The sequence below is a fragment of the Streptomyces sp. NPDC043685 genome (assembly GCF_056436585.1).
Genome location: NZ_JBWKCH010000011.1, coordinates 68,104 through 93,723 on the forward strand (window position 1 = coordinate 68,104; position 25,620 = coordinate 93,723).

Sequence of the window (25,620 nt, forward strand, 5' to 3'; positions counted from 1 at the left end):
GCGCTCAGGCGTCCGGCGTCGTGCGGGTGATGCGGAGCAGTGCCGCCGAGGGCGCGGTGGGCAGGGTCACGGTGAGTTCGGTGCTGTCCGGGTTCCAGGCGGCGCTCGCCCCGCGTGCGGCGGGGTACAGCACGTCGGCGTGGGCTGCGGCGCCCGCCTGCTGCGGCAGACGGACGGACACCGTGTCCTGCCCGCCCGGGCGGCGCCAGAGCGTGAGGTAGGTGGTGGCGGGCGTGTGCAGGGCGAGGGCGGCCCACGGGGCGTCCCAGGCGGGGAGCCCGAGCGGCCAGGACGGCACGGCCTGCGGCAGATCGGCGCGGACGGCCCGGTACACGGCGATCGCCTCATGGACCAGTCCGCGGGCTTCGGGCCCCAGCTCCGGCAGACGGCCGGAGAGGTGGATGCGGCCCAGAAGTGCGCTCGTCATCGTGAAGGCGACTTCGTCAAGGGAGTCTCCGGGCTGAGGATAGGCCCACACGGCGCCCTGTTCGGGGGTGACGGCGGTGGGCGCGGAGGCCGCGATGGGCGCGTAATGAACGAGGTTCTGCTGGTCGCTGGTGGACTGCAGCTGCAACCGGGACAGCAGGGCGTGATCCCAGCGCATGCCGCCCGAGGCGCAGTTCTCCACCACCAGATGCGGGTGGCGGTCCAGGATGCCGTCGAGCCAGTCGAGGTGGGCGCGGTTGTGGCCGAGCAGACCGGCGCCCGGGCTCTCGCCGGGGTGGGCGCTGGTACCGGAACCAGGGTCGATGTTGTGATCCAACTTGAGGTAACCGACGCCCCACGCGCCGACCAGGCGGTCCACGACCTGGTCGAGGTGGGCGCGGGCGGCTGGATGACGCAGGTCCAGGTGGTGTCGGCCGGACTCGGTGACACGTACGCCGTCACGGCGGAAGAACGCCTCGTCGGGCAGGGACTTGGCCACGGGACTGTGCACGCCGACGACTTCCGGCTCCAGCCACAGGCCGGGTGTCATGCCGCGTGCGCGGATGCGGTCGAGGACCTCGTGGATGCCGCGCGCGCCCGGGAAACGGGAGACGGACGGTTCCCAGGCGCCGACGCTGGTCCACCAGCCGTCGCTGTCGTCGTACCAGCCGGCGTCGATGACGAAGTACTCGGCGCCCGCGTCCGCCGCCGCGTCGATCAGCGGCAGCAGCTTCTCGGTGGTGGGGTCGCCCATCAGGCAGTTCATGTAGTCGTTGAAGACGACGGGCAGACGCAGGTGGTCGGCGTGCGGACGGCGCTGGGCGCGCCGGTAGCGGGTCAGCGCGGCGAACGCGTCGTCCGGGCCCGCGCCGGCAGCGACCGACAGGGCCACGGGCACGGTGGGAAAGGCGGCGCCCGGCTCCAGTCGGTGCCGCCATCCGTGATGGGTGTCGGTGGGGCCGAACAAGGCGACGTACGCCGCCCCGTCGTGCTCCTGACACTCCCAGCGCCAGCCGCCGCCGTTGTGCTCGATCTGCCACACCCACGCACGGCCGGAGTGACGGTCCGTCAGGCCGCCCATCGGCAGGTGCCCGCAACTGGACCAGACGCCCTGGCCGGTCAGTGCGTGTCCGGCCTTGCCGTGCCCGTACGGCACACGGCCGCTCACCGCGGGCGTGGTCCGGCGCATCGGCTGCGACCGCCAACGGCACTCGGCCAGCCAGTCGTTGTCCGCCCACCACACGTCGGCCGCGTCGATCGCTGCCGGGTCCCGCGGGGTGAGACAGCCCACGACGAGCGAACTGACCGATTCCAGGTGCAGCGTGTCCGGCCCCTCATTGCGCAGGGTCGCCTCGCCGCGGAGCACGGGGACGCCGTCCGGCGACCGGTAGGCCATCTCGACGGCGAGCCCGGTCTCCGGGTCGTGCAGGTCCACGGTCAGGGTGTGCCAGTCTCCGTCCCGGCCCGCCCGGTGCCCTCGGTAGCGCAACCGGGCGCCGAGAGCGGTCCCGATCAGGCGGCTGCCCGACCAGCCCCGGCCGTGGCCCGTCGCCGTCACCTCCACCAGAGGCAGGGACGCGCCGTCATCGCCGCCCACGTCGCCGGGGCGGCCCATACGCGCAAGGCGGACGCGGTCGTCGTCGCCGACGGTGAAGTCGAGTCGCAGGGCGCTGTGACCCCAGCGGAAGTCCCGCTGTTCGTTGTCCATGGTGTCCTTTGGTGTCCGTTGTACGGAGGTGGGGAAGCCAGTCGCGGGATATCTAAATCGAAGCGCTTCACTAAAACAGTGAAGCTAACCGAGTCAATTCTTCGGGACAAGAGGGAAAGAGGGAGACTGACGTGGCAACTCCCGGGAAACTCCCTCGGTTCGAACCATTGACAGAAACGGAGGGGAAATGTCAGCGTCGAAGCGCTTCGACAAAGCTCTCCACCACTCGACCCCCGTCTGCCGAGGGATCCCTCACGTGACTTCTGCGTCCGCATCCGCAGCCACGCCCCCCTTCCGCGACTCCGCGCTCACGCTGCACGAGCGCGTCGACGACCTGCTGGAACGGCTCACGCTCGACGAGCGGCTCGCCATGCTGCACCAGTACGTGCCCGCAGTCCCCCGCCTGGGCATCGCCGCGTTCCGCACCGGAACGGAGGCGCTGCACGGTGTCGCCGGCCTCGGCAGGGCGACCGTCTTCCCCCAGGCCGTGGGGCTCGGCGCCACCTGGGACGAGGAACTCGTGCACGCCGTCGGCGAAGCCGTCTCCGCCGAACTGCGCGCGTTGCACCGGCATCGGCCCGCCCCGACCGGGCCCGGCCCCAACGGGCTGCAGGTCTGGTCGCCCGTGGTGAACCTGCTGCGCGATCCGAGGTGGGGCCGCAACGAGGAGGGCTACTCGGAGGACCCGCTGCACACCTCGCGCGTCGCCACCGCGTACTGCCGAGGACTGACCGGTGATCACCCCGCCTACCTGCGGACCGCTCCCGTACTCAAGCACTTCCTCGCCAACAACAACGAGACCGACCGCAGCGTCACCTCCTCCGGCCTGCGCCCGCGCGTACTGCACGAGTACGACCTGGCCGCCTTCCGCCCGGTCGTCGCCTCCGGCGCGGCCACCGGCGCCATGGCCGCCTACAACCTCGTCAACGGCCGTCCCTGCCACGTCAGTCCGCTGCTCGAGCGAGAGCTGCGGGCCTGGGCGAGGCCCACGGGCCACGAGCTGTTCGTGGTCAGCGACGAGGGCGCGCCGACCAACCTCGTCACACCGGAGCACTACTTCGACGACCACGCCGAGGGCCACGCCGCGGCCCTGAAGGCGGGCATCGACAACTTCACCGACCTCCGCGAGGACAGCGCGACCGTGATCGGCCGACTGCGCGCGGCTCTGGAGCGCGGCCTGATCGACGAACAGGACGTAAACCGCGCGGTCCGCCGACAGCTGCAACTCCGCTTCCGATTGGGCGAGTTCGACCCTGACCTGGACCCGTACGCGGGCATCGGGCCCGAGGTGGTCGACTGCCCCGAGCACCGCGCCCTCGCCCGCCGTGCGGCGACGGAGTCCGTCGTACTGCTCAAGAACGACGGACTGCTGCCGCTCACCCCGGCCCGTGCCGCGCGGATCGCGGTCATCGGCCCGCACGCGGACGCGCTGTACGAGGACTGGTACAGCGGCACTCTGCCGTACCAGGTCGGCATCGCGACCGCTCTGCGGGCGGCGCTCGCGCCCCTGGGCGGCGAGGTGGTGTGCGTGCCGGGCACCGACCGGATCGCGCTGCGCTCCCGTACCACGGGCGATCCCCTGGGCAAGAGCGCCTTCGACGTTCAGGAGTGGGGCGACGGCGTTGTCACCCTGTGCGAGGCCGATACCGGCCGCTATCTCCGCTGCGGCGACGACGGTTCACTCGTCGCCGAACGGACGTCGCTCAAGAACTGGTTCGTCGACGAGACGTTCCACCTGGAGCCCGCCCCGGACGACGAGGACGACTTCTTGGTGCTCCGGCATGTGCGCACCGGCCGCTACGCCGCCGTCGATCCCGCGGACGGCAGCGTGCACGTCACCGCCGACGGCCTCGCGACGGCCGAGCGCTGGCAGCGGGAGCTGCTGCACGACGGGACGGCCGAGGCGCGGGCCGCCGCCGCGTCGGCCGACGCGGCCATCGTCGTCCTCGGCAACCACCCGATGATCAACGGCCGTGAGACCGAGGACCGTTCGGGAATCGCCCTGCCCGAGGCCCAGGAGGCGTTGCTGCGGACGGTCGCCGCGGTCCGTCCCGAGACCGCGCTCGTCGTCATGAGCAGCTACCCCTACGCCGTCGACTGGGCCGACACGCATCTGCCGGCGGTGCTGTGGACCTCCCACGGCGGCCAGGAGACCGGCCATGCGCTGGCGGCCGTACTGCTCGGCGAGGCCGATCCCGGGGGACGGCTGCCGCAGACCTGGTACCGCGGCGACGACGAGCTGCCGGACCTGCTCGACTACGACATCATCAAGGCCGGCTGGACCTACCAGTACCACCACGCCGCGCCGCTATACCCGTTCGGGCACGGCCTGTCGTACGCGGATGTCACCTATCGTGACCTGCGGCTCTCCGCGCACACCATGGCCCAGGACGGCACCTTGGACGTCTCGGTGACGACGGTCAACTCCGGATCCCGGCCCGGCAGCGAGGTCGTTCAGCTCTACGTCCGCCCCCGTCACGCCCGTTACCAGGCGCCCCGGCTGCGCCTCGCCGACTTCCGCAAGGTCCGGCTCGAACCCGGCGAGACGAGGCGGCTCGACTTCCGGCTCCCGGCCGAGCAGTTCGCCCACTGGGACGTGGGGGCCGGAACCTTCACCGTCGACCCCGGCGACTACGACGTGCTGGTGGCACGCTCCGCCGGGGACGTCGTCGCCGGCGCGGGGCTCCGTGTGACCGGGCCACCACCCGTGCCCCGGACGGTCGTCGGCCGCCGCACGCGCGCCTGCGACTTCGACGACCACACGCGCGCCGTCCTGGTCGACGCCACCCGGGCCGCGGGCGACGCCGTCGCCCCCTTCGATCCGTCCCGCCCCACGACGCTGCTGTTCCGCTCGGCCGATCTGACCGGCGCCGTCCGCTTCGCGGCCGAGGTCGCCCGCGAGGAGGAGGCAGAGGGCGAGGGCGAGGCAAGCGTGGAAGTGCGGGCGGGCGAGCGGAGCCTGGGCCGGATCGTGGTACCGGTCACCGGCGACCGGTACGCATGGACCGAGGTAGCCGCCGAGCTGACCGGCGTCGAACCCGGCCCGCACGACCTGACCTTGATCCTGCGCGGGCGCTTGCGCCTCGCCGCGTTCCGCTTCCACTCGTCCCCGGCGGACGACTGAGCGTTCACCGCGCCCATCAGCGCAAAGCAGGTTTGTGCGATGTCTGTGCCCCCTCCTGCTCCCGGCGCCGCGGCCCCTGCCGCGGCCGGGAGACCTCATAGACGTGGGCCGCGTCCCAGACGATCAAAGGGAGACACCGTGTCCTACAGCATCCGTGCGGGCGGCCTGGAGCGCCACACCGCGGCGGAGATGCTCCGCATCGAGCCCTGGGGCCCGCACGCCATACGCGTACGGGCCACGGCCGGGACCCTCGACTCCGCCGCCCCCGGCGCGCTGGAGACCCCGGCGCCCGCCACCCCCGACGCCCTGTCCGCATCGGACGACGGCAGTGCCCGTCTGGTCAACGGCCGGCTGGCCGTGGAGGCGTCGGCGGACGGCTGGCTGACGTTCCGTCACGTCGACTCGGGTCGCGTACTCCTCGCCGAGCGTGACCCGCGCTCCCATCACACCGGCTCCCGCGTCCTCGCGGCCGGCGGCCGCACCCAGCAGTCCTTCGACGCCTACGACGGCGAACGGCTCCACGGCCTCGGGCAGCATCTGCACGGACGCCTCGACCAGAAGGGCTGCGTGATCGATCTCGTCCAGAGCAACACCGTGGCGGCCGTCCCCTTCCTGCACTCCTCGCGGGGTTACGGGCTGCTGTGGAACAACCCCGCCACCGGCCGGGTCGAGCTGGGCGCGGACGCCACCCGCTGGACCGCGGACGCCGGCGGACGCATCGACTACTGGATCACCGCGGGCGACACCCCGGCCCAGATCCTCGACGCCTACACACAGGCCACCGGCCGGCCGCCCCTGCTGCCGGAGTGGGCGTCCGGCTTCTGGCAGTCGAAACTGCGCTACCGCACTCAGGACGAACTCCTGGCGGTGGCACGGCAGTACAAGGAACGCGGCCTGCCGCTGTCCGTCATCGTCTGTGACTTCTTCCACTGGCCGCGCATGGGCGACTGGCGTTTCGAGCCCGCCGAGTGGCCCGACCCCACCGCCATGACGCAAGAGCTGGGACGGCTCGGGGTGAAACTCGCCGTCTCGGTCTGGCCGACGGTCGAACCCGACAGCGACACCTACGACGAACTGCGCGCGGCCGGGCATCTCGTCAGGGACGCCGACGGCGGCCTGCTCACCTTCCCGTGGCCCTCCCGCCACGGCGGCGACACGCTGACCCGCCCGATGGCGTACTACGACCCCACGCACCCCGGCGCCCGCGCGGCACTGTGGCAGCGCCTGAACGACAACTACCGTTCCCTGGGCGTCAGTTGCTTCTGGCTGGACGCCTGCGAGCCCGACATGCCCCCGGAGTTCGCCGAACGCGCGGTGTACGCGGCCGGGCCCGCCGCCCAAGCCGCCAACCTCTACCCGCTGCAACACGCCCGCGCGGTGGCCGACGGTCTGCGCGCGACGGGCGAGGACCGCCCCTTGTCACTGATCCGGTCGGCCTGGGCGGGCAGCCAGCGGCACGGGGCCCTGCTGTGGTCCGGCGACATCCCCACCACGTTCGACTCCCTGGCGCGCCAGATCAGGGCCGGCCTGAACGTCGCGATGAGCGGCATCCCCTGGTGGAACACCGACATCGGTGGCTTCGCCGGCGGCGACCCCGACGACCCCGCCTACCGTGAACTGCTCATCCGCTGGTTCCAGTACGGCACCTTCGGTCCGGTCATGCGGCTGCACGGGGACCGCGAGCCGAACCACCCCACCTTCTCCACCGACATGACCGCCGGACCGAACGAGGTCTGGTCGTACGGGCAGGAGGCGTACGACATCCTGCGCCAGCATCTGCTGCTGCGTGAACGCCTGCGCCCCTACCTGCACCGCCTCGCCGAGGACGCCCACCGCACCGGCGCCCCGCCCATGCGCCCGCTGTTCTTCGACTTCCCCGAGGACCCGGGCGCCTGGGACGTGGACGACCAGTTCCTGCTGGGCCCCGATGTCCTGGTCGCGCCCGTGTACGAGGCGGGCGCCCGGGCCCGCCGGGTGTACCTGCCGTCCGGGACCGGCTGGCTCGACCCCGCCACCAAAGCCGTGCTGAAGGGCGGCACGACGCTTGACGCCGAAGCCCCCTTGGAACGCATCCCGGTCTTCGTGCGGGAGGGGTCCGGCCTGGCGGAACACCTGGCCTGACGACGCCCCGGGCCCACTTCTCGTGCGCACACCGGCCAGGCCCTGAAGCCAAGACACCCACCAGAAAGGCAGGACCGTCCATGCCTCCCACCCCGCACCTCTCGCGGCGCGGACTGCTGGCCGCCGGCGCGGCGGCCGCGGCGCTCCCGGCGCTCGCCCCTTACGCGGCGTCCGCCGCCGGCACCGGAAGGGCCAAAGCGCCGTACCGCTTCCGCAACGCGGAGATAGTCGGCGGCGGCTTCGTCACCGGCATCGTCTTCAACCAGCGCGAGCCCGGACTGGTGTACGCCCGCACCGACATCGGCGGCGCCTACCGCCTGGACACGAAGTCGAGACGGTGGATCCCCCTCACCGACTGGATCGGCTGGGACAGGTACGGACACACCGGCATCATCAGCATCGCCACCGACGAGGCCGACCCCGACCGGGTCTATCTGGCGGCGGGTACCTACACCCTGCCCGACTGGGACCCGGACATGGCGGCGATCCTGCGCTCGGCCGACCGCGGCCGCACCTGGAAGACCACTCCGCTGCCGTTCCGTCTGGGCGGCAACATGCCCGGCCGCGGCATCGGCGAACGCCTCGTGGTCGACCCCAACCGCAACAAGATCCTCTACCTGGGAGTGCGCGGCGGCCACGGGCTGTGGCGCAGCACCGACCACGGCAAGACCTTCGCGAAGGTGACGAGCTTCCCCAACGCCGGCAACTTCGTCCCCGACCCCAGCGACCCCGACGGCTACAACGGCGACAACCTCGGCGTGCTGCAAGTCGTCTTCGACAAGCGCACCGGCAGACCGGGCAGAGCCACCCGGACCCTCTACGTCACCGTCGCCGACAAGGACAACATCCTGTACCGGTCGACCGACGCGGGAAGGTCCTGGGAACGCGTCCCCGGGCAGCCCACCGGCTTCATCCCGCACCACGCCGCGTTCGACCACGAAGGCGGCTACCTGTACCTCGCCACCAGCGACACCGCAGGACCGTACGACGGCTCCAAGGGCGACGTGTGGAAGCTGGACACCGCCACCGACACCTGGACCCGTATCAGCCCGGTCCCCTCCACCAGCGACGAGAACGCCTACGGTTACAGCGGTCTGACCATCGACCGGCAGAACCCGGACACCCTGATGGTGTCCACCCAGGTCAAGTGGTGGCCCGACTGCCTCCTCTTCCGGTCCACCGACGGCGGCGCCACCTGGAGCCGAATCTGGGACCTGGACGCGGACGGACAGCGCACGCTCCGCTACGACATCGACATCTCGGACGCCCCCTGGCTGTGAAGGTGGTCGCCTGGTACGACAACGAGTGGGGCTTCTCGAACCGCGTGATCGACACGCTGGAGCTGCTCGCCGGCCGCTGACCGGCGGACATCGTGGCGCGTCGCGGGCGTCGCGGTGTCGCGGCACCTGTTCGATCGAGGGCGAGCCTGGTGGGCCGGGATCCTTCCCGGGCTCGGGCCCGCCCTGGGAGAAGAAAGGTCCGGGCCGCCCGGTCGGTCACCAGTGCCGGCTGCCCACCAGATAGGCGATGCCGATGAGAACGGCGATGATCAGCGCCGGGATCGCCAGGGTCTTCGCGATCGAGGTCAGGGCGCGCGTACTGTTCGCCGCCCGCCTCGTGTAGTGCTCCCGCCGTGCTCGCGCTTCATGCCGGGCGAAGGCGCCGGCCACCAGTGCCACCCCGCCGGTGATCAGGCACACGATCAGCGGTGTGAGGGCTCCGCGCTCGCGGACGTTGTCCTCGAGCCGGCCGCTCAGTCCCGCGTCGACGCGGTCCAGGACGGCACCCACCCCCATCTGGATGCTGAGGATGAGCGAGACGACCGCCCCGACCGCCAGGGTGAGGGCGGCACCAGCGAATGCCTGAGCGTGCCGTGAGGCGGTCGGCCGGCCGGTGTCCGCATTCGTGCTCGCGCCGTGTGCACGGGGCGGCGGGGCGGGCGGCGGTGTCGGGGGTGGCGGCGGGACACCGGAGGGCTTGACGACCACCGTCTCCGGCTCCGCGCCCGGTCGATGCGTGGGCTCGGAGGGGCCGTGCGACGGGTCCGCGGGGCGGGGCTCGGGGTGCGGGGGCTCTCGCGCCGGTCGCACTTCCGCCTCGACGTGGATCACCGACTCGTCGGCCACTCCCTTCAGCACGATGTCGCCGGACAGGTGTCCCTCGACGGCCGTGTCGACATGGACTTCCAGACCGGACGGGGTGGGGTCGACCCGCAGCCACGACTGCTTGGGCTGGGCCACGCAGTGCCGGGCCAGCGGTGGGCCGTGCAGGGTCACTGCCTGCTTCTGTGGGGGTGAACCCCTGGGGACCGGGCCGAAGTTCAGGTGGTCCGGGGACGGCGCCAGGCGGATCTCACCCAGGGCGTCGGCCGCCAGCTCGGCGATCTGCTGGATGTCGTTGCGCGCGACCTCCTCCAGGTCCTGCCGCGCCCCTTCCGCTAAGGGCAGCTCCGCGTGCAGCAGTCGTTTGTGCAACTCCATGACGGCGCCCTGCCGTGTCAGGACCTGGTCGCTGCTCAGGGCGCTCCGCAGGGAGGGCGGCGAGGGACGGGCCGCGATCTTGATACGGCCCCGCCTGCTGTGAGCCAGGTGCAGCTCGCCTTGCAGCTCCGCCGCCTTTTTGGGTGTCTGGTGGGGGTTGCGTTCCCGCACATGTCGGAAGACGTACTCGTACAGGTCGTCGAGGGACACATGGCCGTCCGCGTCGAGGTCGGCCTCACCGGTCTCGAGGCCCTCGACCACCGCGTGGGTGAACAGCGAGGGCCGTGGAGCGGTGTGCTCGGCGAGTTCGTCGCCCTCGAAGGAGTACTCCATGGAGTCGGACGCGGTGATGACGGCCCAGCCCCGCCCGCTGGCCGGCTCGTCCTTCGCGAACGAGTCGAGGACGTTGACCTCTCCGGAGGCCCGCACGGAAGCCGAGCCCCGGGAAAAGGCGCCGCCGTAACAGCAGTCGAGGAACAGCACGGTGCGGCCGGCCCGGGTGCCGGACATGCAACCGCGGACGAACTGGGAGGCGACGGCCGTGGCGGCCAGCAGCGGCGGCTCGGTGTCACTCGCGGCGAAGTACAGCTCGCCCGATTCGCTCTTGAGGCCGTGGCAGGAGAAGTGCAGCAGGAGTGTGTCGGAGCGGCGGCGGTCGTGAAAGAAGCCCTCGATCCGTCTGCGCATGAGGTCGGCCGTGGCGTTGTGCACGACCTCCACGTCGAAGTCGCCGATCTGCGGATCGTGCAGCACCCTTTCGAGCGCCTCGGCGTCCTGGGCCGGCGCCTTGAGCTTCCTGAGTCCCTGGTCGGCGTAGGTGTCGTTGGCGATGATCAGCGCGTGTCTGGAGTCCGTCATGGCTCGGCTCCAGCGGGAGAATGGCGCTGGACGAAGACCTTGAACGCTTCCGCGACCTGCTCGTCGGTCGCCTGGGACACTTCCAGGACGTCGTCGCCCATCTGCAGGTGCAGGGACGGGTGGGCGTCGTGGCGGCGGCCGACCCAGGACCGGATGACGGTCATCACCTGGTTCAGGGCGGTTGCGGAACTGCCCAGGGTCACCAGCAGGGCACCGATCTGCGTGACGTCCACGGCCCGTGCCCCGGGCGGGACCTCCCCGCCGGGCAGCGCTGTGACATCGTCGACGTCGAGATCGAGCAGTTCCTCGCGCAGGTAGCCGGTCAGCTCGGCGACACGTTCGGCTTCGGCGTCTTCCTCGGTGAGGAGGATGTGCAGTTCGTTCTCCACCGGTTCAGCCCCTCTTGCTCGTGCTCGTCGGGGCGGCGCAGAGTCGGCCGGTCGGTGGGCTCTACGTCATCGATTCCAGTTTCCGCTGCTGAGAACCGGGCGGCAAGTCGCCCCGGGTAGCATCCATTTGCCGGTTCAACGGTGACGTTGCCTGTTCAACGGAGAATGGTTCGCCGACGGCACGAGGAGGGGGAACGGGTCGAGCAGGGTGTTTGGGTCAGCTCGACAGGTCCAGGAAGCGGTGCATCAGCGCTGCATGATCCCTCGCCCGCTTCGCCGATGACATGAACGTCACCTCCGGCCCAAGTCCATCAATGCCCGGCGCAGCCGCGGGTCCATCTTCTCCACGGCGTACCGGAACGTCTCGCGGGGCATCTCCTTGTGCCAGGTGCGCAGGAACTCGGCCACCTCGTCGGGGTGGACCTCGGCGGTGGCCTTGAGCAGCCAGCCCGAGCCCTTCCGCACGTAGGTGTCGTCGTCGTGCATCAGCCGGACACAGTTGTCGAAGACGTGCGACGTCGGCAGCTCGAAGACCGTGCGGCCCACCTTGCGCCGCACGAATTTCACGACGGCCACATTCGCAGCGCGCCGGGCCCAGGGAGAGACCGAACCGACCCAGTCACGAGTGCGCGGGATCAGGTCGAGGTGCCCGAGGAAGAAGGGGTACAGCAGCTTCAGGCACAGGTCGTCGCACTGCGCCCAGTTGGACACGTACGTCTCGAGCCAGTACTCGCAACGGTCGAGCAGTGCGCCGCCGAGCCCGGTCCTGGCGACCCTGTGCAGGACCGCGAAACCCAGCAGCACCTCCTCGTGGTACTCGGCGCGCGCCAGTACCTCCTCCGCCAGGAGCAGCCGCGTCGCCGCCGGGATCTCGGGCCGCTCGCGGAAGTAGCCGGTGGCGATCTGGACCACGGCGGCGTTACTGACGCCGAGGGCCCGGATCTCGTGCGGGAAGTACCGCTGCACGCGTACCGCCATGTCAGGGTCGGCCCGGGCCGCGAGCGTCTTGGCCAATTCGTCGGCGGCGGAGGGAACGTTGGTCACGTGGTGCCGATCGTCAGTTCCAGGGGCTGGATCGGCAGCGGTTCGGTGCGCGTTCCAGCCGGGGCTTGCCTCGAAGGAGCCTGGCCTGCTCTCGCAGGGTGCGGCCTTGACGGCCCGGAGCTGCGGGCGCATGGCCATGCCCGAGTGACCTCAGGGTATCCGGGCCCTGTTACGCGTCCATCATCTGGCGCCTACCGACGGGGAGATGACATGACCGACGGAGAGTTGAGGGTGACGGCGGCGGGAGGGCGAGCACCCGACTTCGTGCCCATGTGGGTGCAAATGCTCATCGTCGTTGTCGCCTTCGGGGCGTTGGCATTCGGAGTGCACCGCCGCAAGAAGCGGTGACCGGCCCCGGCCGATGCGCGGCGGCCGGCCCGAGGGCCGGTCACCGGGCAGTGCTCCGTCAGGTGCAGAGGCCGTTGTCCGAGTTGTAGTAGATGTCGAAGGAGCCGCTCCACGTCAGGCACTGACCGTCGTCGGGGGCGTCCTTGTAGACCGGGCCCGCGTAGCCGGTGTAGGAGCCGGAGTCCTTGGCCTCGCCGCTGCTGTAGGGCCAGGTGTCCAGCGTGACCTCCATGAAGACGCGGGCACCCGGGTCGGTGCGCACGGTGACCGCGCAGACCTTTGCGGCACTGCGGTTGAAGGTGACGAACGTGGTGGCCGGGATCGTGGACTGCGACGAGTGGACCGGTGTGGCCCTGATGACCTCGTAGCCGGTGCCGCAGGCGCCGTTGTAGCGGGTGGGCGTGGCCGCGGACGCCGGTGTGGTCGCGGCGAGCGTGCCGCCCAGGGCAAGGACGGCCAGAGCGGTGGCGGTGGCTGCCTTGCGACGGGTCGACTTCATGGTGTTCCCCCAGTGGTGATCGTGGTCGATGCGCTGAGGACGGCTGGTCGTCGCCGCCCACGCAAGGTGAGACCCGGGAGGCACACGGACGGTTGTGGGCTGTTGCGTCACTGTCTTGTCACCAGTGTCACAACAGACCATCGTGGCGTGGGGAGGGACAGAGGGCAGGTGCCTCCGGGTGGCACGGTCGCGGCCGGTCCGCTGAAGTTGAGGCGACTGGGGAAACTGAGCCCGATTCCCGCAGGATTGGTAAAGAAACCAGGTAGATCGTCCGTATGTTCTTCAGGTTGCCGGGCACGAGGAGCGAAGGAGGTCGATAACTATGGTTCCCCTGCTTCTCGTTCTGCTTCTGGCCCTGGTCCTCTTCGGCGCGGGGTTCGCCCTGAAGGCGCTGTGGTGGATCGCCGTCATCGTGCTGGTCGTCTGGCTGCTGGGCTTCGTGATGCGCAGTGCGGACACAGGTGGCCGCAAGGGCCGCTGGTATCGCTGGTAGCCCACGAGACAGCAGCCTGCTGGTTGGCCCCGGGGACACCCGGGGCCAACAGCATGTTCGGCGTCAGAACACTGCATCACAGCCACGCCATAGCTTTCACTCCCTTCCATTGCAACAGGGTATCTCCGGGTCATTGCGTTACGGCAGGCCGTTGCAACGATTTGGAAGCTCTGACCTGCACATATAAAGATTCTCCGCAATAATTCCATTGCCCGGACCCACTCAAGCGACGTAGCGTTTCCACCTGCGGAAACACAGGTGGGGGTTAGCGGAGCGCGGGGCCGAGGGGGAATCATGGAGACAGCGCCGAGACAGCGGCAGGCGGCACCCGGCGCCCTCACCGCCTTCGCCCGTTTCGTACTCTGCGGAGGTGGCGTGGGGTTCGCCTCCGGCTTCGCCGTCGTGGCCCTCGCCTCCTGGATGCCTTGGACGGTGGCCAACGCCCTGATCACCACCGTGTCCACGCTCCTCGCCACCGAGTTGCACGCCCGCTTCACTTTCGGAGCGGGCCGGCATGCGAGCTGGCGTCAGCACATACAGTCGGCTGGGTCCGCGGCGATCGCGTACGCGGGTACCTGTGGGGCGTTGGGCCTCCTGCACCACCTGGTGGCGCAGCCCGGTGCGACGCTGGAACTGATCGTCTACCTGTGCGCCTCGGCACTGGCGGGGCTCGCGCGGTTCGCGGTCCTGCGCCTTGTCGTCTTCGCGCGGCACCATGCACGGAGCGAGGGCACCGCCCCCGCTGCCCTTCCCTGCTCGCCTTTGGCTCGTGGCTCCGCCTCGGTCGGGACAGCGGCGCTCTGCCGCACGGCCTGACGATCTCGGGATCCGGTTCAGCAGAGTCACGTCGCCTCAAGGGTGCTCATGTTCGCCATGCTGGGTGGTGGCCTCGTTGTGCTGCTTTTGTCCGGCCTGCTCTCATGGAGGGTCACACAAGGGCAACGCGTGCACCTCTTCTACCTCTACATCCTGAACTTCAGCACGCTGCTGAGCATTCTCGCGATCCTCGTCTTCGTCTCCTGGCGAGCCAAGAGCACCTGGTCACGCCGAAGGCGAGCGTCAAGACCTCCAAGCCAGACCTAGGCAGATTCGACGGCTGTGCCCAGATCGCCGGTTTCGGCATGGGCGTCGGCGAGATTGTTGAGGGCGCCCAGGGTGTCGGGGTGGTCGGGGCCGAGCACGCGTCGGCATGCGGCAGCCGCGCGCCGGTGCCCGTCGAGGGCTTTGCGCCGGTTCCCCTCCGCCTGGTGTGCTGTGGCGAGATTGCTGCGGATCCGGAGCGTGCTGAGGTGATCGTCGCCGAGAAGACGGACGGAATCGTTCAGCGCACGTTCGTACAGGGGGATGGCTCGCACCGCGTCGCCCGCCCGCAGGTGAACGGCAGCGAGGTCGCGGAGCCTGCCGAGAGTGTCCGGGTGGTCCTTCCCCAGCGCCCGCTCGGCTGCCGTCAGTGCCTCCCCGAACAGCGGGACGGCCCGGCTGTGGTCGCGTGCGTCCGCATAGGTCCGGGCGAGGGTGACGCGGACACTCCTCGTTCCGGGGTGATCGGCACCCCAGATCCGTGTGCGGTCGGTCAGCGTCTGCTGGAAGAGTGCGGCGGCCCGGGCCGCGTTGCCCGCCAGGGAGTAGGCGACGCCGAGGTTGTGGCGTGTTGTCGCCGTGTCCGGATGGTCCGCACCCAGCACGCGTTCGGTCTCGGCCAAACACCGGCGGTGCGACCGGATCGCCTGTGCCATGTCGCCCGCCCTGGTGTGGGCTTCGGCCAGCTTGCCGCGGGCGTTGAGAGTGTCCGGATGATCGGCTCCCAGACGGGCCAGACATTCGTGCAGAACCTGCTCCAGCAGCGGGAGCGCTCGGGAGAGGTCACCGGCCGCGGAGAGCGCCAGGCCGAGGCTGCTGCGCGACAGGAGCGTGTCGGGGTGCTCGGCGCCGAGGGTCCTCTGTCGTGCTCGCAGGCTGCGCTCGTACAGGTCGATGGCGCGTCGCAGGTCCCTCTTCAGCATCCAGGCCCGGGCCAGGCCGCTGAGCGTGGTGAGGGTGGCCGGATGGTCCGGGCCCAGCACCCGCTCCTGGTCCGCGAGGAGGCGCTCGTACAACTCGACGCACCGGCCGGGATCCGTCGAGGCCCAGGTGCCGGCGAGGTTGCCGCGGGTCGCGAGTGTGTCGGGGTGATCAGGATCCGGCCCTTGTCGGCGAGGGGCAGCAGCGGCCGCACGTCGTCAGGGTCGGTGACGTTGTCCAGGATGAGCAGCCATCCCTCGTGGGTGGCCAGCCACTGCAGGGCCCGCTCTTTCAGACGCTCCTCGGGCAGCCGGTCGAGCGCGGGCTGAAGTGCTGCGGCCAGCGCCGCAAGCCCGGCGGACAAGGTGCCCGGGGAGTCGGCGGTGATCCACCGGATCGGATGGACCGCGTCCTTGCGGGTGGCGGCCCAGTGAGTCGCCAGGGTGCTCTTGCCGACTCCGCCCAGACCGTGCAGAGCCTGCACCACCGCCGCGCCGGAATCGCTCAGTGCGGCATCCAGCAGAGCCAGTTCACGGGCCCGTCCGACGAACGAAGCGTGCAGGCCGGGCAGGTTCTCCAGTCCGGGTGGAGCGTCCACGGCCGCGGGCGGGCGCAGCTCTTGCGGTGGAATGTGCACGATCGTGGTGTGGTCGCCGGTGTTCACCACACCGAGGAGGGGGGCGCCCCGCGTGTCGATGGCGATCGATCGTGCGCCGGCGGTGACGACGGAGGCCGGAGCACGCCCGTCCGGCTCGTCCGGGGCCCCGCGCGACCTCTTCACGGCCGGTCTCCGTCGGACAGGCGATCACCCGTGGCGATGTCGCCCTCCACCGCGTCGCCCAGACTCACCGATCGCTCCCCGAGGCGGTCACCGACCCCGGTGACGCCGACGGGGCGAGGGGGCCCGGTGAAGGCGCCGCGGCGGCGCCGGAGGTCCGCCCCCGTGCTGCCGGGCCCGTCCGCCGTACGCCACTGTCACCCGTGGAGATGTCGCCCTTCACCGGCCCTCCCACCGCGACGGCCCTCTCCCCGGCCGCGTGAACGCCCCGCACCTGTCCGCCGCCGGCAGCGCCCCCTCCCGCCGGACGCGAGGCGTAGCCCTGCCCCCACAGCACCGCTACGGCGGCCAGCGCCGCGCCCAGCGCCGAGGCGACGCCCCACCGCGCGCCCGCGTCATGCACCAGGGCCGGCAGCGCCCAGAGCCCGCAGAAGAGGGTCGGCACACCGAAGGCCGCCATCGTCACCGAACCCGCCACCAGCCACCGCGTTCCACCGCTCAAGAGACCCACCCCCGGGGCACCGCCCGCCACTTCGACGGTCCGAGCCCGCGCGGCCACGGCGGCCTCGTGCCGACCGAACCTCCGACCGGGCGACCGGAGCCTCTCCCCCAAGACCGTTCCGTCCGCCTGCCTTCGGGCACCTGATTGCCCCTCACAGGATGCCCCAGACCGATCGCCGGTGACACCCACAAGTCCCGACTCCCCATGTACACAGACCCGTTCGGGAACCCCGGAACGGTCAGGAGCGATCCGGAGCGGGGTCAACCACTTGTCCACCCCGGTGATCAATGCGCCACAGCCTCTTCCCTTGTCATGCCCTCTTCTGAAATCTTGCGTCGACCCAATCGACCCACGGCCCGGCCGGCGCCATCCCTTGCCCCGGGCCCTCGGAGGATGCCGTGACCACCCCCCGTATATCCCGGCGCCGTCTCAGACGGTCGCTGCTGTCCGTGGCCGCCGCCGGAGCGGCCCTCGCACTCGCCACGCCCGCCGGCGCGGCCTGCGCGGGCACCGGCCTTCCGCCGGGTCCGGCCTCCGCCCGTGCCGCCACGGCCGCCCAGACCGCTGCCGGATGGGCCGCCGGAACCCGCTCCTACCTCGTCATCACCGCTCCGGGCGACACGTCGTCCGCCCGCAACGCCGTCGCGGCGAACGGCGGTTCGGTCTTCGCCTCCTACGACTCGATCGGCGTCGTGGTCGCGCACTCCTCCTCGGCCGGTTTCGCCGCCGCGATGCGCTCGGTCACGGGGGTGCAGAAGGTGGGCGCGACCCGCACGTCGGACGTCCCCGCGGACGCCTACTCCCCCACTGTGCCGGGGGCTCCCGCCCAGTCGTCGACCACGCTCACCGAGACCGCACGGTGGGACATGACGAGGATCAACGCCGACAAGGCCTGGGCCGTCAACACCGGCTCGCCGTCCGTCACGGTGGGTGTCCTCGACACCGGAGTGGACGACCGGCACCAGGAAATCGCGCCCAACTTCGACGCGGCGGACTCCGTCTCCTGCGCCTACGGCAAGGCCGACACCCGAGCCGGTGCCTGGCGGGACGTCGGCACCCACGGTACGCACGTGGCGGGCACCGTCGCCGCCGCGAAGAACGGCAAGGGAGTGGTCGGCGTCGCCCCGGGCGTGAAGATCGCCTCCGTGCGCATCGCGGAGCCGAGTACCAGCATGTTCTTCGCCGAGAACACCATCTGCGGCTTCATGTGGGCCGGTGACCACGGTTTCGACGTCACCAACAACAGCTATTACACGGACCCGTGGATGTTCAACTGCCCCGACGACCCCGATCAGGCAGCGATCATCGAAGGGGTGCGCCGGGCGCAGGAGTACGCGGAGGGCAAGGGTTCGCTCCAGGTCGCGGCGGCGGGCAACTCCAACTACGACCTGGCGAACAAGCGCACCGACGACTCCAGCCCGAACGACTCCACCCCCGTCAACCGCACCATCACCAACGCCTGTGTCGACATCCCGACGGAACTGCCGGGCGTCGTGACCGTCGCGGCGATGGGCAACGGGAACATCAAGGCGTCCTACTCCAACTTCGGCCGGGACGTCATCGACGTCGCGGCGCCGGGCGGCGACGGGTCCTACGGCGTCTACTCCACCCTTCCCGGCGGCAAGTACGGCAACATGAACGGCACTTCGATGGCCTCGCCGCACGTGGCCGGTGTCGCCGCACTGCTGAAGAGCGCGGATCCGTCCGCCACCCCCGCCGACCTCCGCGCCCGGCTGGGAACCCAGGCCACGGACACGGCGTGCCCGTCCGACAGCCGCTGCACCGGCACCACGGCGAAGAACGCCTTCTTCGGAGAGGGCCAGGTCGACGCGTTGAAGGCCGTCAGCGGCACCACCCCGCCGTCGGGCCGCTACTTCGAGAACGCCGCCGACGTCGCCGTCGCCGACAACGCCACCGTGGAGTCGCCGATCACGGTCACGGGTGTGGCGGGCAACGCCCCGGCCGCGCTGAAGGCGGGGGTGGACGTCAAGCACACCTACCGCGGGGACCTGGTGCTGTCCCTCGTCGCCCCTGACGGCTCGGTCTACCCCTTGGAAGACTTCGCCGACAGCGACAGCGCGGACGACGTGGTGAAGACCTACACGGTCGACGCCTCTTCTGAGACCGCGTCCGGTACGTGGAAGCTGCGTGTCCGGGACATCGCGACCCAGGACACAGGGCGTATCGACGCCTGGAACCTCACCTTCTAGCGCGCGGGTTCCTCCAAGGGCATGTGCTCCTCGCGGCGCGGCGGTGACGCCGCTGCGCCGCGAGGAGCGGGGCCGTCGCCCCCGGTCGCGGTGGGGGTCCGGGTCGGGGGAATGTGACTGAACGGCAACAGAATCACTGGTGGGCAACTTTCCCGCCACCTCGATCATCTGTGTACGCGACATCGTCACAACGCAGGTAAGAGGGCCGAACGATGAACGCGGTACCGGTCGACGAGACGTCCGCCCAAGAGCCGGAGCGCGAGCAGGCCCGGGACGACGGGCAAGAGGCGCGGGCGGAGGCTTCCGAAGCCATCGGCGAAGACACCGGTACCGGCGCCGGCGCCGGTGAACAGGCGGGTGTCGCGCCCGCGGACGAGCCTGACACCGGCGCCGAGCCGGGATCCGCCGAGGCCGGACCGGACACGGAACCGCAGCAGGAACCAGCGCGTGAAACGGAGTCCGTCCCCGCTCCCCGAGCAGACGCGACTCCGGAACCGGAACCGGAGCCGGAGCCCGAGTCAGGGCCAGAGCAGGACCCGGAAGCGGAAGCGGTACCTGCTGCCGAGCCCGAGGTCACGGCCGTGCCGGACGTCGACGGGAGTTCCGCCGATGCATCGGACGAGGACGAGGTGGCTCCCTCGTCGAAGCCGGAAGCGGAGCGGGAGCAGGAGAAGGAGCAGGAACACACGCCGGACCCGAAGCAGGAGCAGGAACCAGATCCCACGCCGGAACCGAAGCCGGGACCAGAACTGGAGCCCGAACCCGAGCCCGACCCGGAGCCCGAGCCCGACCCGGAGCCCGAGCCCGACCCGGAGCCCGAGCCGGATCCCGAGCCCGAGCCGGATCCCGACCCCGAACCCAAGCCGGACCCCGAGCCTCAGCAAGACCACCCCCAACCCGCCCCACACCCCATATCCGACCCGCAGAAGACCGTCCCCCTGCGCCTGTCGGGGCCCCCTCCCGCCCCCGCCCCGGAAGACACCCCCGCCCCGGAGCACACGCGGGAAACTCCGCTGCCCCCGCTCGATCTGCTCGCGCGGCTCACCAACACTCCCCCGCCGACCGAGACCCCGGCCCGGACCCTGGCACGGCGCCTCAAGCTCTGGACCCCGGTGTTCCTGTTGCTGGCCGTGGTGTTCACCGGCGTACAGGCACTGCGGCCACTGCCGGAACAGACGTTGGACGGCACCAAGACCTCGTACGCGCTGCCGGGCCGCTTCGAGATTCCCTGGCCGGACCACGGACAGGGAGCGGTGCGCATCCCCGGTAGCGGCCAGGTCGCCGTGTTCGGCCGGCAGAAGCCGGCGCCGACGGCCAGTGTCGCGAAGATCATGACGGCGTACGTCATCCTCAAGGAGCACCCTCTGAAGAAGGGCGAGGAGGGACCGCGGATCACGGTGGACGCCAAGGCCGTGGAAGAGGGGAAGGCCAAGCACGAATCGCGGATCGAGGGCCTGACGGCAGGGGCCTCGTTCAGTCAGCAGGACATGCTGAAGATGCTGATGATCCCGTCGGGCAACAACGCGGCCCGGCTGCTGGCCCGGTGGGACGGCGGGGGCAGCTCCACGGCGCCCTTCGTGGCGAAGATGAACGCCGCGGCCCGGGACCTCGGGATGCACGACACCACCTACACCGACCCCAGCGGGCTGGACTCCAGGACGGTGAGCACGGCCGTGGACCAGCTGAAGCTGGCGGAGGCGGTCATGAAGTTCGACGTGTTCCGGGCGATCGTCGCCATGCCGAACGCCTCCATCGAGGGGCTGGCCGAGCCGCTGTACAACAACAACGACAGCCTGCTGCTCGCCGGGTTGAGCATCAAGGGCATCAAGACCGGTTCCAGCACGCCGGCGGGTGGCACGCTGGTGTGGGCCGCGTACAAGACGGTCGGCTCGCGTACGCCGCTCATCCTCGGTTCGATGATGGGCCAGCGGGTCGACGGGCCCGACCCCAACGCCACCAAGAGCCTCGCGTTGGTGAAGTCCAACAGCGAGAAGGTCGTCGCGGCCGTCCGCGCGGGGCTTCAGGTGCGGAAAGTCGTGTCCGAGGGACAGGTCGTCGGGCACGTGTACGACGGGTTCGGCCGCCGCACGCCCGTCGTGGCCAACGAAGACCTGCACGTGGTCGGTGTACCCGGTCAGAAGCTGGACGCCGTCCTGAGGCACGACAGCGAGGTGCTTCCCCGTTCCGCCGCGGCCGGGACCGTGGTCGGCACACTGACGGTGGGCAGCGGGCCGCAGGCCCCGTCGGTCCCGGTGAGCCTCCGCAGCCGGCTCGCGGAGCCCACGTTCGCCGACCGGCTCACCCGACTGGACTGACCGGAGTCTCGTACCGCCGCCCGGCGGCGTCATGTCCGCTGGTGTTCCCCGCCTCCTGGCCCCCCCTTCGTGCCTTCACCACGTCACGGGCAGTTCCAGCGGGAAGCGGCGGATGGTCTCGGTGTCCCAGCGCACGTCCTGCGCGGGTACCGCCAGGCGCAGGTCGGGAAGGCGGGTGAACAGGACCTCGATCGCGGTCTTGAGTTCGGCGATGGCGAGCGTGCTGGCGACGCAGTGATGGCCGCCCCAGCCGAACGTCATGTGGGGACGGGACGGACGGTCGGCGTCGAGGGTGTCAGGGTCCTCGAACACCGCCGGGTCACGGTTGGCCGCGAGGTAGGAGACGTGGACGTAGTCCCCGGCGCGGATCAGTACTCCTTCCAGTTTCACGTCCTCCAGGGCGACGCGCGGAATGCCGACGCCCTTGCGGAAGGGGATGTGCCGCAGGAGTTCGTCCAGGAGCCGGGGCAGTCGTTCGGGACTGCGGCGCAGCAGGGCGAGGAGGTCGGGGCGGGTGAGCAGGGTGTAGGCGATGTTGCTGATCTCGCAGGTGGCCGTGTCGTTGCCGCTGAGGATGAGTGTCAGTGCCAGGACGGCCAGTTCGTCGTCGGTCAGGGGGTCCTCCCCCTGGTCGCAGGCCGCCATGGTGTTGATGAGGTCGCTGCCCCCGTCTTTGCGGCGTTCGGCGACCAGGGTGGTGAAGTACGCGCGCAGGTGCCGCTTTGCTTCGGCCGCCGCCTGCCGGGCGTCGGGGGCCGTGGCGAGCATCTGCTGGGTGAGGCGCAGCATGAGGGGCCGGTCCGCCGCGGGTACGTCCATCAGGGCGCAGATGGTGTGGTTGGGCAGCGGTACGGACAGGCCCCGGGCCAGGTCGGCGGGCGGCCCGTGCTCGGTCATCTCGTCCACCAGCCGGTGGGCCACCTCCTCGATGGCCGGTGTCATGCGCTTGACGCTGCTCTGGGTGAAGGCCCGGGCGGCGGCATGACGCAGCCGGGTGCCGCGCGGCGGGTCCATGACGTTGAGCGACTCCGGGGAGATGATCGGCTCGGGAGTCATCCGGGGGTAGTCACGGCCGACGATGGCGGCCCTGCTGAATCTCGGGTCGGTCGTCACCTGGCGTACGCCGTCGAAGGTGGTGACCAGCCACGCCTCGGCTTCGCCGTAGGGCAGTCGGATGCGGCTGACCGGGCCGTCGGCCATGAGCTGTGCGAGGGACGGGTCGAAGGCGAGGTGCTCGCTGAAGTCGAAGGGGCAGGCGGTGGCATGGGCCATGTGTACTCCCGAGCTCGTACGGCGATGCGGCCATGTGGGCGGAACCGGTGGGCGCGGGCCTCGGCCGCCCGGCCCGTGGGGGACATTTCGCATAGTGCGGCAGAGCGCCGCTCCGTGCATCCAGTGCAGGGGCAGACGGCAGAAAGCGGGAAGACGTGTCCGATCCCACCCTTCGAACCCCCCAGCGGCCGACCGTGGACGTGCTGGTCGTCGGCGGCGGCCCCACCGGCCTCACCCTGGCCTGCGACCTGGCCAGGCGGGGCGTGCGGGTCCATGTCATCGAGGCGGCCGAGGAACTCCCCGCCGGTTCACGCGGAAAGAGCCTTCAGGCGCGCACGCTGGAGACGTTCGACGACCTGGGCGTCACCGAGGCGCTGAAGGCCTTCGGCTCTCCCTTCCCGCCGATGCAGACCTGGCGCGACGGTGAGCGCCAGGGCGAGTGGTGGCTGATCGAGCCGGACCCCGAGGCGCCGGTGTCGCAGCAGCCGCAGCAGTGGCTGATCCCCCAGTGGCGCACGCAGCAGATCCTGCGCGATCGGCTGCTGGAACTGGGCGGAACGCTGGAGTGCGGTGCGCGGCTGGTGGCCCTGTCGCAGACGGACGCGTGCGTGACGGCCGAGGTGGCGCGGTCCGACGGCGGCCGTCAGGTGATGACGGTGCCTTACCTGGTGGGCGCGGACGGCAGCCACAGCACGGTACGTGAGACTTTGGGCATCGCCATGAAGGGTGAGGACCGCGGCCTGCGCTCGGCGGTGGTGGCGGACGTACGCGTCGAAGGCCTGGACCGCGATCACTGGCACATCTGGCCCGACGACCCGCCGGGTGAACTGCTGCTGTGTCCCCTGCCCGGCACCGCCGACTTCCAGCTGAACGCCAAGATCACGGGCGATGAGTTCACGGCGACGCCCGAGACCGTGCGCGGCCTGCTCGCCGACCGGACCCACCTGCCCTCGGACGCCGTCAGGCAGGTGCGGTGGAGCTCGTTCTACCGGCCGCGTACGGCGATGGCCGAACGCTTCCGCGAGAGACGCGTCCTGCTCGTCGGGGACGCCGCTCATGTGCACCCGCCCGGCGGCGGCCAGGGGCTGAACATCGGCGTGCAGGACGCCTACAACCTCGGCTGGAAACTCGGCCAGGTCATCGGCCACCGCGCCCCGGACGCGCTGCTGGACAGCTACGAGGCCGAGCGCCGGCCCGCCGCGTCGGGTGTCCTGGACCTCAGCACCCGGCTGTACCGGGCCGGCCGCAAGCCCGAGGACGGCAAGCAGGCACGCTACCGGGGCCGGGTCTGCCACCTGCTGACGGTGCATTACCGCGACAGCGAGCTCTCGACCGACGTCCGCGCGGACCGTTCGCCGGCCGGTGTCCGGGCCGGTGACCGCGTGCCCGACCTCGCGTGTGTCACCGCCGACGGGCCGCGCAGCCATCTCTTCGACCTGCTGAGAGGCCCGGACTTCACCCTGCTCGCGGTGAACTGCGCACCGCCCCGCGTCACACCGGGCGTCCGCACCCATCAGGTGACCGCCGGGCCGCTCGCCGAGGAACTGGGCACCGGGCTGTTCCTGATCCGCCCCGACCAGCACATCGGCCTGGCCACGGACAACCCCCGGGATCTCGGCCCCTACCTGGCGCGCATGGGGCTGCGGAGCGCCGACACGTAGAAGATCACAACACGGCCACATCGGGCGCGGGCGGCCTTCGCGGGGCGCATGATGCCCCTTCGGGCAGAGGCACCCTGGGGGAATCATGCGCACTCGTACGACACTCACCGCAGCCTTCGCGCTGCTGCTCGCCGCACTCACCGCCTGCGCGGGCACCGAGGCCGAGGCGGATCCGCAGGCCTGCAAGAAGGCCGTCTACGAGCAGTACCGGGACACGGTCGCCGCCGGCGACGACACCCCCCGGACGCGGAAGCCCTCGGAGTGCGCGGGCATCGACGACAGGACGTTGAAGCGCCTCGCGGGTGAGGCGATCAAGGAGTACCTGGCGAGCGAGGACGCCGAGAAGGCCCTCGACGACGCCATGCGGGACGCCATCGACGACGCCCCGTTCGAAGAAGTCCTGCCGACGCCCGGGCCGTCTTCGTGAAAGGCCCGCTTCAGCACAGCACTCGCAGGGCGCCGGGCAGCACCCTGGCCGTGACCGGGAGGGTGGCCTCGATCTCGCCGTCCGCGCCGTAGGGGAGGTCCCTGTCCGCCTCGATGCGCAGCTCACGGCCGCGTATCACCCGCACCTGGGGACGGTGGACATGGGCGCCCGTGTCGAGTTCCCTCATCAGCGTGAAGAACAGGCGGCGTGGCGCGTCGCTGATCGTCACGACGTCGAGGAGACCGTCGTCCAGCCGGGCCTCGGGGGCGATGCGGCGCGCGGAGCCGTAGTAGCTGGAGTTGGCGGCCACCACGGTGTAGCCGGTGAAGGCGTGCTCCTGACCGTCGACGGTGATCCGGTAGCGGACGGGGCGCCAGGTGCTGATCGCGCGCAGGGCACCCGCGTAGTAGGAGGCCGAACCGCGCAGCACGCGGGAGCGGTTGGCGTGGAGGTTGGCCAGGGCGTCCACGCCCGCGTAGACGCTGCCGAGCACGACGGTGCCGGCGTGGACGGACGAGGTGACTTCGATGGTGTCCACGGCACGCGGGGTGCCGTGCAGCAGGACCCGGGCCACGCCGTCGGGGTTGCCCGGCAGGCCGAGGGCCCGGGCGAAGTCGTTGCCGCGTCCGGCCGGGACCAGGCCGAACAGTGCGCCCGTGCCGCTGAGGGCCCCGCCGATGCTGCCGGTGATGCCGTCGCCGCCGACGGCGAGCACCACTCGGCCGCGCTCCCCGGCGTGCCGGGCGAGTTCGCGGGCGTGGGCGAGGCTGCGGCTGTACTCGGTCTCCAGCTCGGCACCCGCCTCCCGGAGCAGACGGGCCACCTTGTGCAGCGCCGCAGCGCTGGTGGCTCCGCCCGCGGTGGGGTTGACGACGGCGGTGAACTGTCGCATCGATGTGCCTCCGGGCCGGCGGGTGGTGCCGGGCTGTCGTCTGGTCAGGGGGTGTTGCGCGCGCGTGCGGGG

General features: G+C 70.9%; 19 protein-coding genes. 9 read left to right on the forward strand and 10 right to left on the reverse strand.

Going from position 1 to position 25,620, the window contains the following annotated elements:
- Window positions 1-4 precede the first annotated feature (4 nt).
- Complete coding sequence (locus tag AC0665_RS31435) at window positions 5-2,134, reverse strand: alpha-galactosidase (RefSeq protein WP_478706311.1); 2,130 nt, start codon at window positions 2,132-2,134, stop codon at window positions 5-7.
- Between the two features lie 256 nt (window positions 2,135-2,390).
- Here AC0665_RS31435 and AC0665_RS31440 point away from each other — a divergent pair, with 256 nt between their 5' ends.
- From AC0665_RS31440 to AC0665_RS31450, 3 genes are all read left to right on the forward strand, one after another.
- A complete protein-coding gene (locus tag AC0665_RS31440; protein WP_478706312.1) occupies window positions 2,391-5,258 on the forward strand; it encodes a glycoside hydrolase family 3 C-terminal domain-containing protein in 2,868 nt (955 codons plus the stop codon).
- A gap of 138 nt (window positions 5,259-5,396) precedes the next feature.
- Window positions 5,397-7,379 carry a glycoside hydrolase family 31 protein gene (locus AC0665_RS31445; RefSeq protein ID WP_478706313.1) on the forward strand — a complete coding sequence of 661 codons (1,983 nt, stop codon included), beginning with the start codon at window positions 5,397-5,399 and terminating at the stop codon, window positions 7,377-7,379.
- 80 nt (window positions 7,380-7,459) lie between these two features.
- Window positions 7,460-8,659, forward strand: coding sequence for a WD40/YVTN/BNR-like repeat-containing protein (locus AC0665_RS31450; RefSeq protein ID WP_478706314.1), 1,200 nt, complete (start codon window positions 7,460-7,462; stop codon window positions 8,657-8,659).
- Window positions 8,660-8,875: 216 nt separating this feature from the next.
- On the opposite strand, the gene AC0665_RS31455 is transcribed toward AC0665_RS31450, so the two are convergent.
- The 4 genes from AC0665_RS31455 to AC0665_RS31470 all read right to left on the reverse strand — a co-directional run bounded on the left by AC0665_RS31455 (window position 8,876) and on the right by AC0665_RS31470 (window position 12,997).
- The gene (locus AC0665_RS31455) at window positions 8,876-10,717 is read right to left on the reverse strand and encodes a caspase family protein (RefSeq protein ID WP_478706315.1); all 1,842 of its coding nucleotides are present in this window, start codon (window positions 10,715-10,717) and stop codon (window positions 8,876-8,878) included.
- Window positions 10,714-11,106, reverse strand: coding sequence for a hypothetical protein (locus AC0665_RS31460; protein ID WP_468412220.1), 393 nt, complete (start codon window positions 11,104-11,106; stop codon window positions 10,714-10,716). Before AC0665_RS31460 ends, AC0665_RS31455 begins: the two co-directional genes overlap by 4 nt.
- A gap of 291 nt (window positions 11,107-11,397) precedes the next feature.
- Complete coding sequence (locus AC0665_RS31465) at window positions 11,398-12,150, reverse strand: DNA alkylation repair protein (protein ID WP_478608793.1); 753 nt, start codon at window positions 12,148-12,150, stop codon at window positions 11,398-11,400.
- 406 nt (window positions 12,151-12,556) lie between these two features.
- Window positions 12,557-12,997, reverse strand: coding sequence for a hypothetical protein (locus tag AC0665_RS31470; RefSeq protein WP_363119525.1), 441 nt, complete (start codon window positions 12,995-12,997; stop codon window positions 12,557-12,559).
- A gap of 322 nt (window positions 12,998-13,319) precedes the next feature.
- On the opposite strand from AC0665_RS31470, the gene AC0665_RS31475 reads away from it, so the two are divergent.
- Both AC0665_RS31475 and AC0665_RS31480 read left to right on the forward strand, forming a co-directional pair.
- Complete coding sequence (locus AC0665_RS31475; RefSeq protein WP_102911389.1) at window positions 13,320-13,490, forward strand: DUF5670 family protein; 171 nt, start codon at window positions 13,320-13,322, stop codon at window positions 13,488-13,490.
- 294 nt (window positions 13,491-13,784) lie between these two features.
- Entirely contained in the window at window positions 13,785-14,306 is a 522-nt protein-coding gene (locus tag AC0665_RS31480; protein WP_478706316.1) for a GtrA family protein, read from the forward strand.
- Window positions 14,307-14,569: 263 nt separating this feature from the next.
- Here the strand turns inward: AC0665_RS31480 and AC0665_RS31485 are convergent, their stop codons facing one another.
- The 3 genes from AC0665_RS31485 to AC0665_RS31495 all read right to left on the reverse strand — a co-directional run bounded on the left by AC0665_RS31485 (window position 14,570) and on the right by AC0665_RS31495 (window position 16,771).
- A complete protein-coding gene (locus AC0665_RS31485) occupies window positions 14,570-15,586 on the reverse strand; it encodes a tetratricopeptide repeat protein (protein WP_478706317.1) in 1,017 nt (338 codons plus the stop codon).
- The gene (locus AC0665_RS31490) at window positions 15,487-16,272 is read right to left on the reverse strand and encodes a hypothetical protein (protein ID WP_478706318.1); all 786 of its coding nucleotides are present in this window, start codon (window positions 16,270-16,272) and stop codon (window positions 15,487-15,489) included. Before AC0665_RS31490 ends, AC0665_RS31485 begins: the two co-directional genes overlap by 100 nt.
- A gap of 64 nt (window positions 16,273-16,336) precedes the next feature.
- Window positions 16,337-16,771 (reverse strand): hypothetical protein, encoded by a 435-nt coding sequence (locus AC0665_RS31495; RefSeq protein ID WP_478706319.1) that lies wholly within the window; start codon window positions 16,769-16,771, stop codon window positions 16,337-16,339.
- 398 nt (window positions 16,772-17,169) lie between these two features.
- On the opposite strand from AC0665_RS31495, the gene AC0665_RS31500 reads away from it, so the two are divergent.
- Together AC0665_RS31500 and AC0665_RS31505 are read left to right on the forward strand one after the other, a co-directional pair.
- Window positions 17,170-18,981: a S8 family serine peptidase gene (locus AC0665_RS31500; RefSeq protein WP_478706320.1), complete on the forward strand. Its 1,812-nt coding sequence runs from the start codon at window positions 17,170-17,172 to the stop codon at window positions 18,979-18,981.
- Window positions 18,982-19,193: 212 nt separating this feature from the next.
- The gene (locus AC0665_RS31505) at window positions 19,194-21,296 is read left to right on the forward strand and encodes a serine hydrolase (RefSeq protein WP_478706321.1); all 2,103 of its coding nucleotides are present in this window, start codon (window positions 19,194-19,196) and stop codon (window positions 21,294-21,296) included.
- Between the two features lie 75 nt (window positions 21,297-21,371).
- On the opposite strand, the gene AC0665_RS31510 is transcribed toward AC0665_RS31505, so the two are convergent.
- Window positions 21,372-22,568 (reverse strand): cytochrome P450, encoded by a 1,197-nt coding sequence (locus tag AC0665_RS31510; RefSeq protein ID WP_478608776.1) that lies wholly within the window; start codon window positions 22,566-22,568, stop codon window positions 21,372-21,374.
- A gap of 155 nt (window positions 22,569-22,723) precedes the next feature.
- On the opposite strand from AC0665_RS31510, the gene AC0665_RS31515 reads away from it, so the two are divergent.
- Together AC0665_RS31515 and AC0665_RS31520 are read left to right on the forward strand one after the other, a co-directional pair.
- Window positions 22,724-24,229 carry an FAD-dependent oxidoreductase gene (locus AC0665_RS31515; RefSeq protein ID WP_478706322.1) on the forward strand — a complete coding sequence of 502 codons (1,506 nt, stop codon included), beginning with the start codon at window positions 22,724-22,726 and terminating at the stop codon, window positions 24,227-24,229.
- An 85-nt stretch (window positions 24,230-24,314) separates the two neighbouring features.
- On the forward strand, window positions 24,315-24,656 hold the full coding sequence (locus AC0665_RS31520; protein WP_478608772.1) for a hypothetical protein: 342 nt from the start codon (window positions 24,315-24,317) through the stop codon (window positions 24,654-24,656).
- Window positions 24,657-24,666: 10 nt separating this feature from the next.
- Here the strand turns inward: AC0665_RS31520 and AC0665_RS31525 are convergent, their stop codons facing one another.
- Entirely contained in the window at window positions 24,667-25,548 is an 882-nt protein-coding gene (locus AC0665_RS31525; RefSeq protein ID WP_478706323.1) for a diacylglycerol/lipid kinase family protein, read from the reverse strand.
- Between the last annotated feature and the right edge of the window lie 72 nt (window positions 25,549-25,620).

Bases quoted from the DNA above. Each gene is read 5' to 3' on its own strand.
- AC0665_RS31435 (WP_478706311.1), bottom strand. From the start codon at position 2,134: ATGGACAACGAACAGCGGGACTTCCGCTGGGGTCACAGCGCCCTGCGA.
- AC0665_RS31450 (WP_478706314.1), top strand. From the start codon at position 7,460: ATGCCTCCCACCCCGCACCTCTCGCGGCGCGGACTGCTGGCCGCCGGC.
- AC0665_RS31455 (WP_478706315.1), bottom strand. From the start codon at position 10,717: ATGACGGACTCCAGACACGCGCTGATCATCGCCAACGACACCTACGCC.
- AC0665_RS31470 (WP_363119525.1), bottom strand. From the start codon at position 12,997: ATGAAGTCGACCCGTCGCAAGGCAGCCACCGCCACCGCTCTGGCCGTC.
- AC0665_RS31475 (WP_102911389.1), top strand. From the start codon at position 13,320: ATGGTTCCCCTGCTTCTCGTTCTGCTTCTGGCCCTGGTCCTCTTCGGC.
- AC0665_RS31480 (WP_478706316.1), top strand. From the start codon at position 13,785: ATGGAGACAGCGCCGAGACAGCGGCAGGCGGCACCCGGCGCCCTCACC.
- AC0665_RS31505 (WP_478706321.1), top strand. From the start codon at position 19,194: ATGAACGCGGTACCGGTCGACGAGACGTCCGCCCAAGAGCCGGAGCGC.
- AC0665_RS31510 (WP_478608776.1), bottom strand. From the start codon at position 22,568: ATGGCCCATGCCACCGCCTGCCCCTTCGACTTCAGCGAGCACCTCGCC.
- AC0665_RS31520 (WP_478608772.1), top strand. From the start codon at position 24,315: ATGCGCACTCGTACGACACTCACCGCAGCCTTCGCGCTGCTGCTCGCC.
- AC0665_RS31525 (WP_478706323.1), bottom strand. From the start codon at position 25,548: ATGCGACAGTTCACCGCCGTCGTCAACCCCACCGCGGGCGGAGCCACC.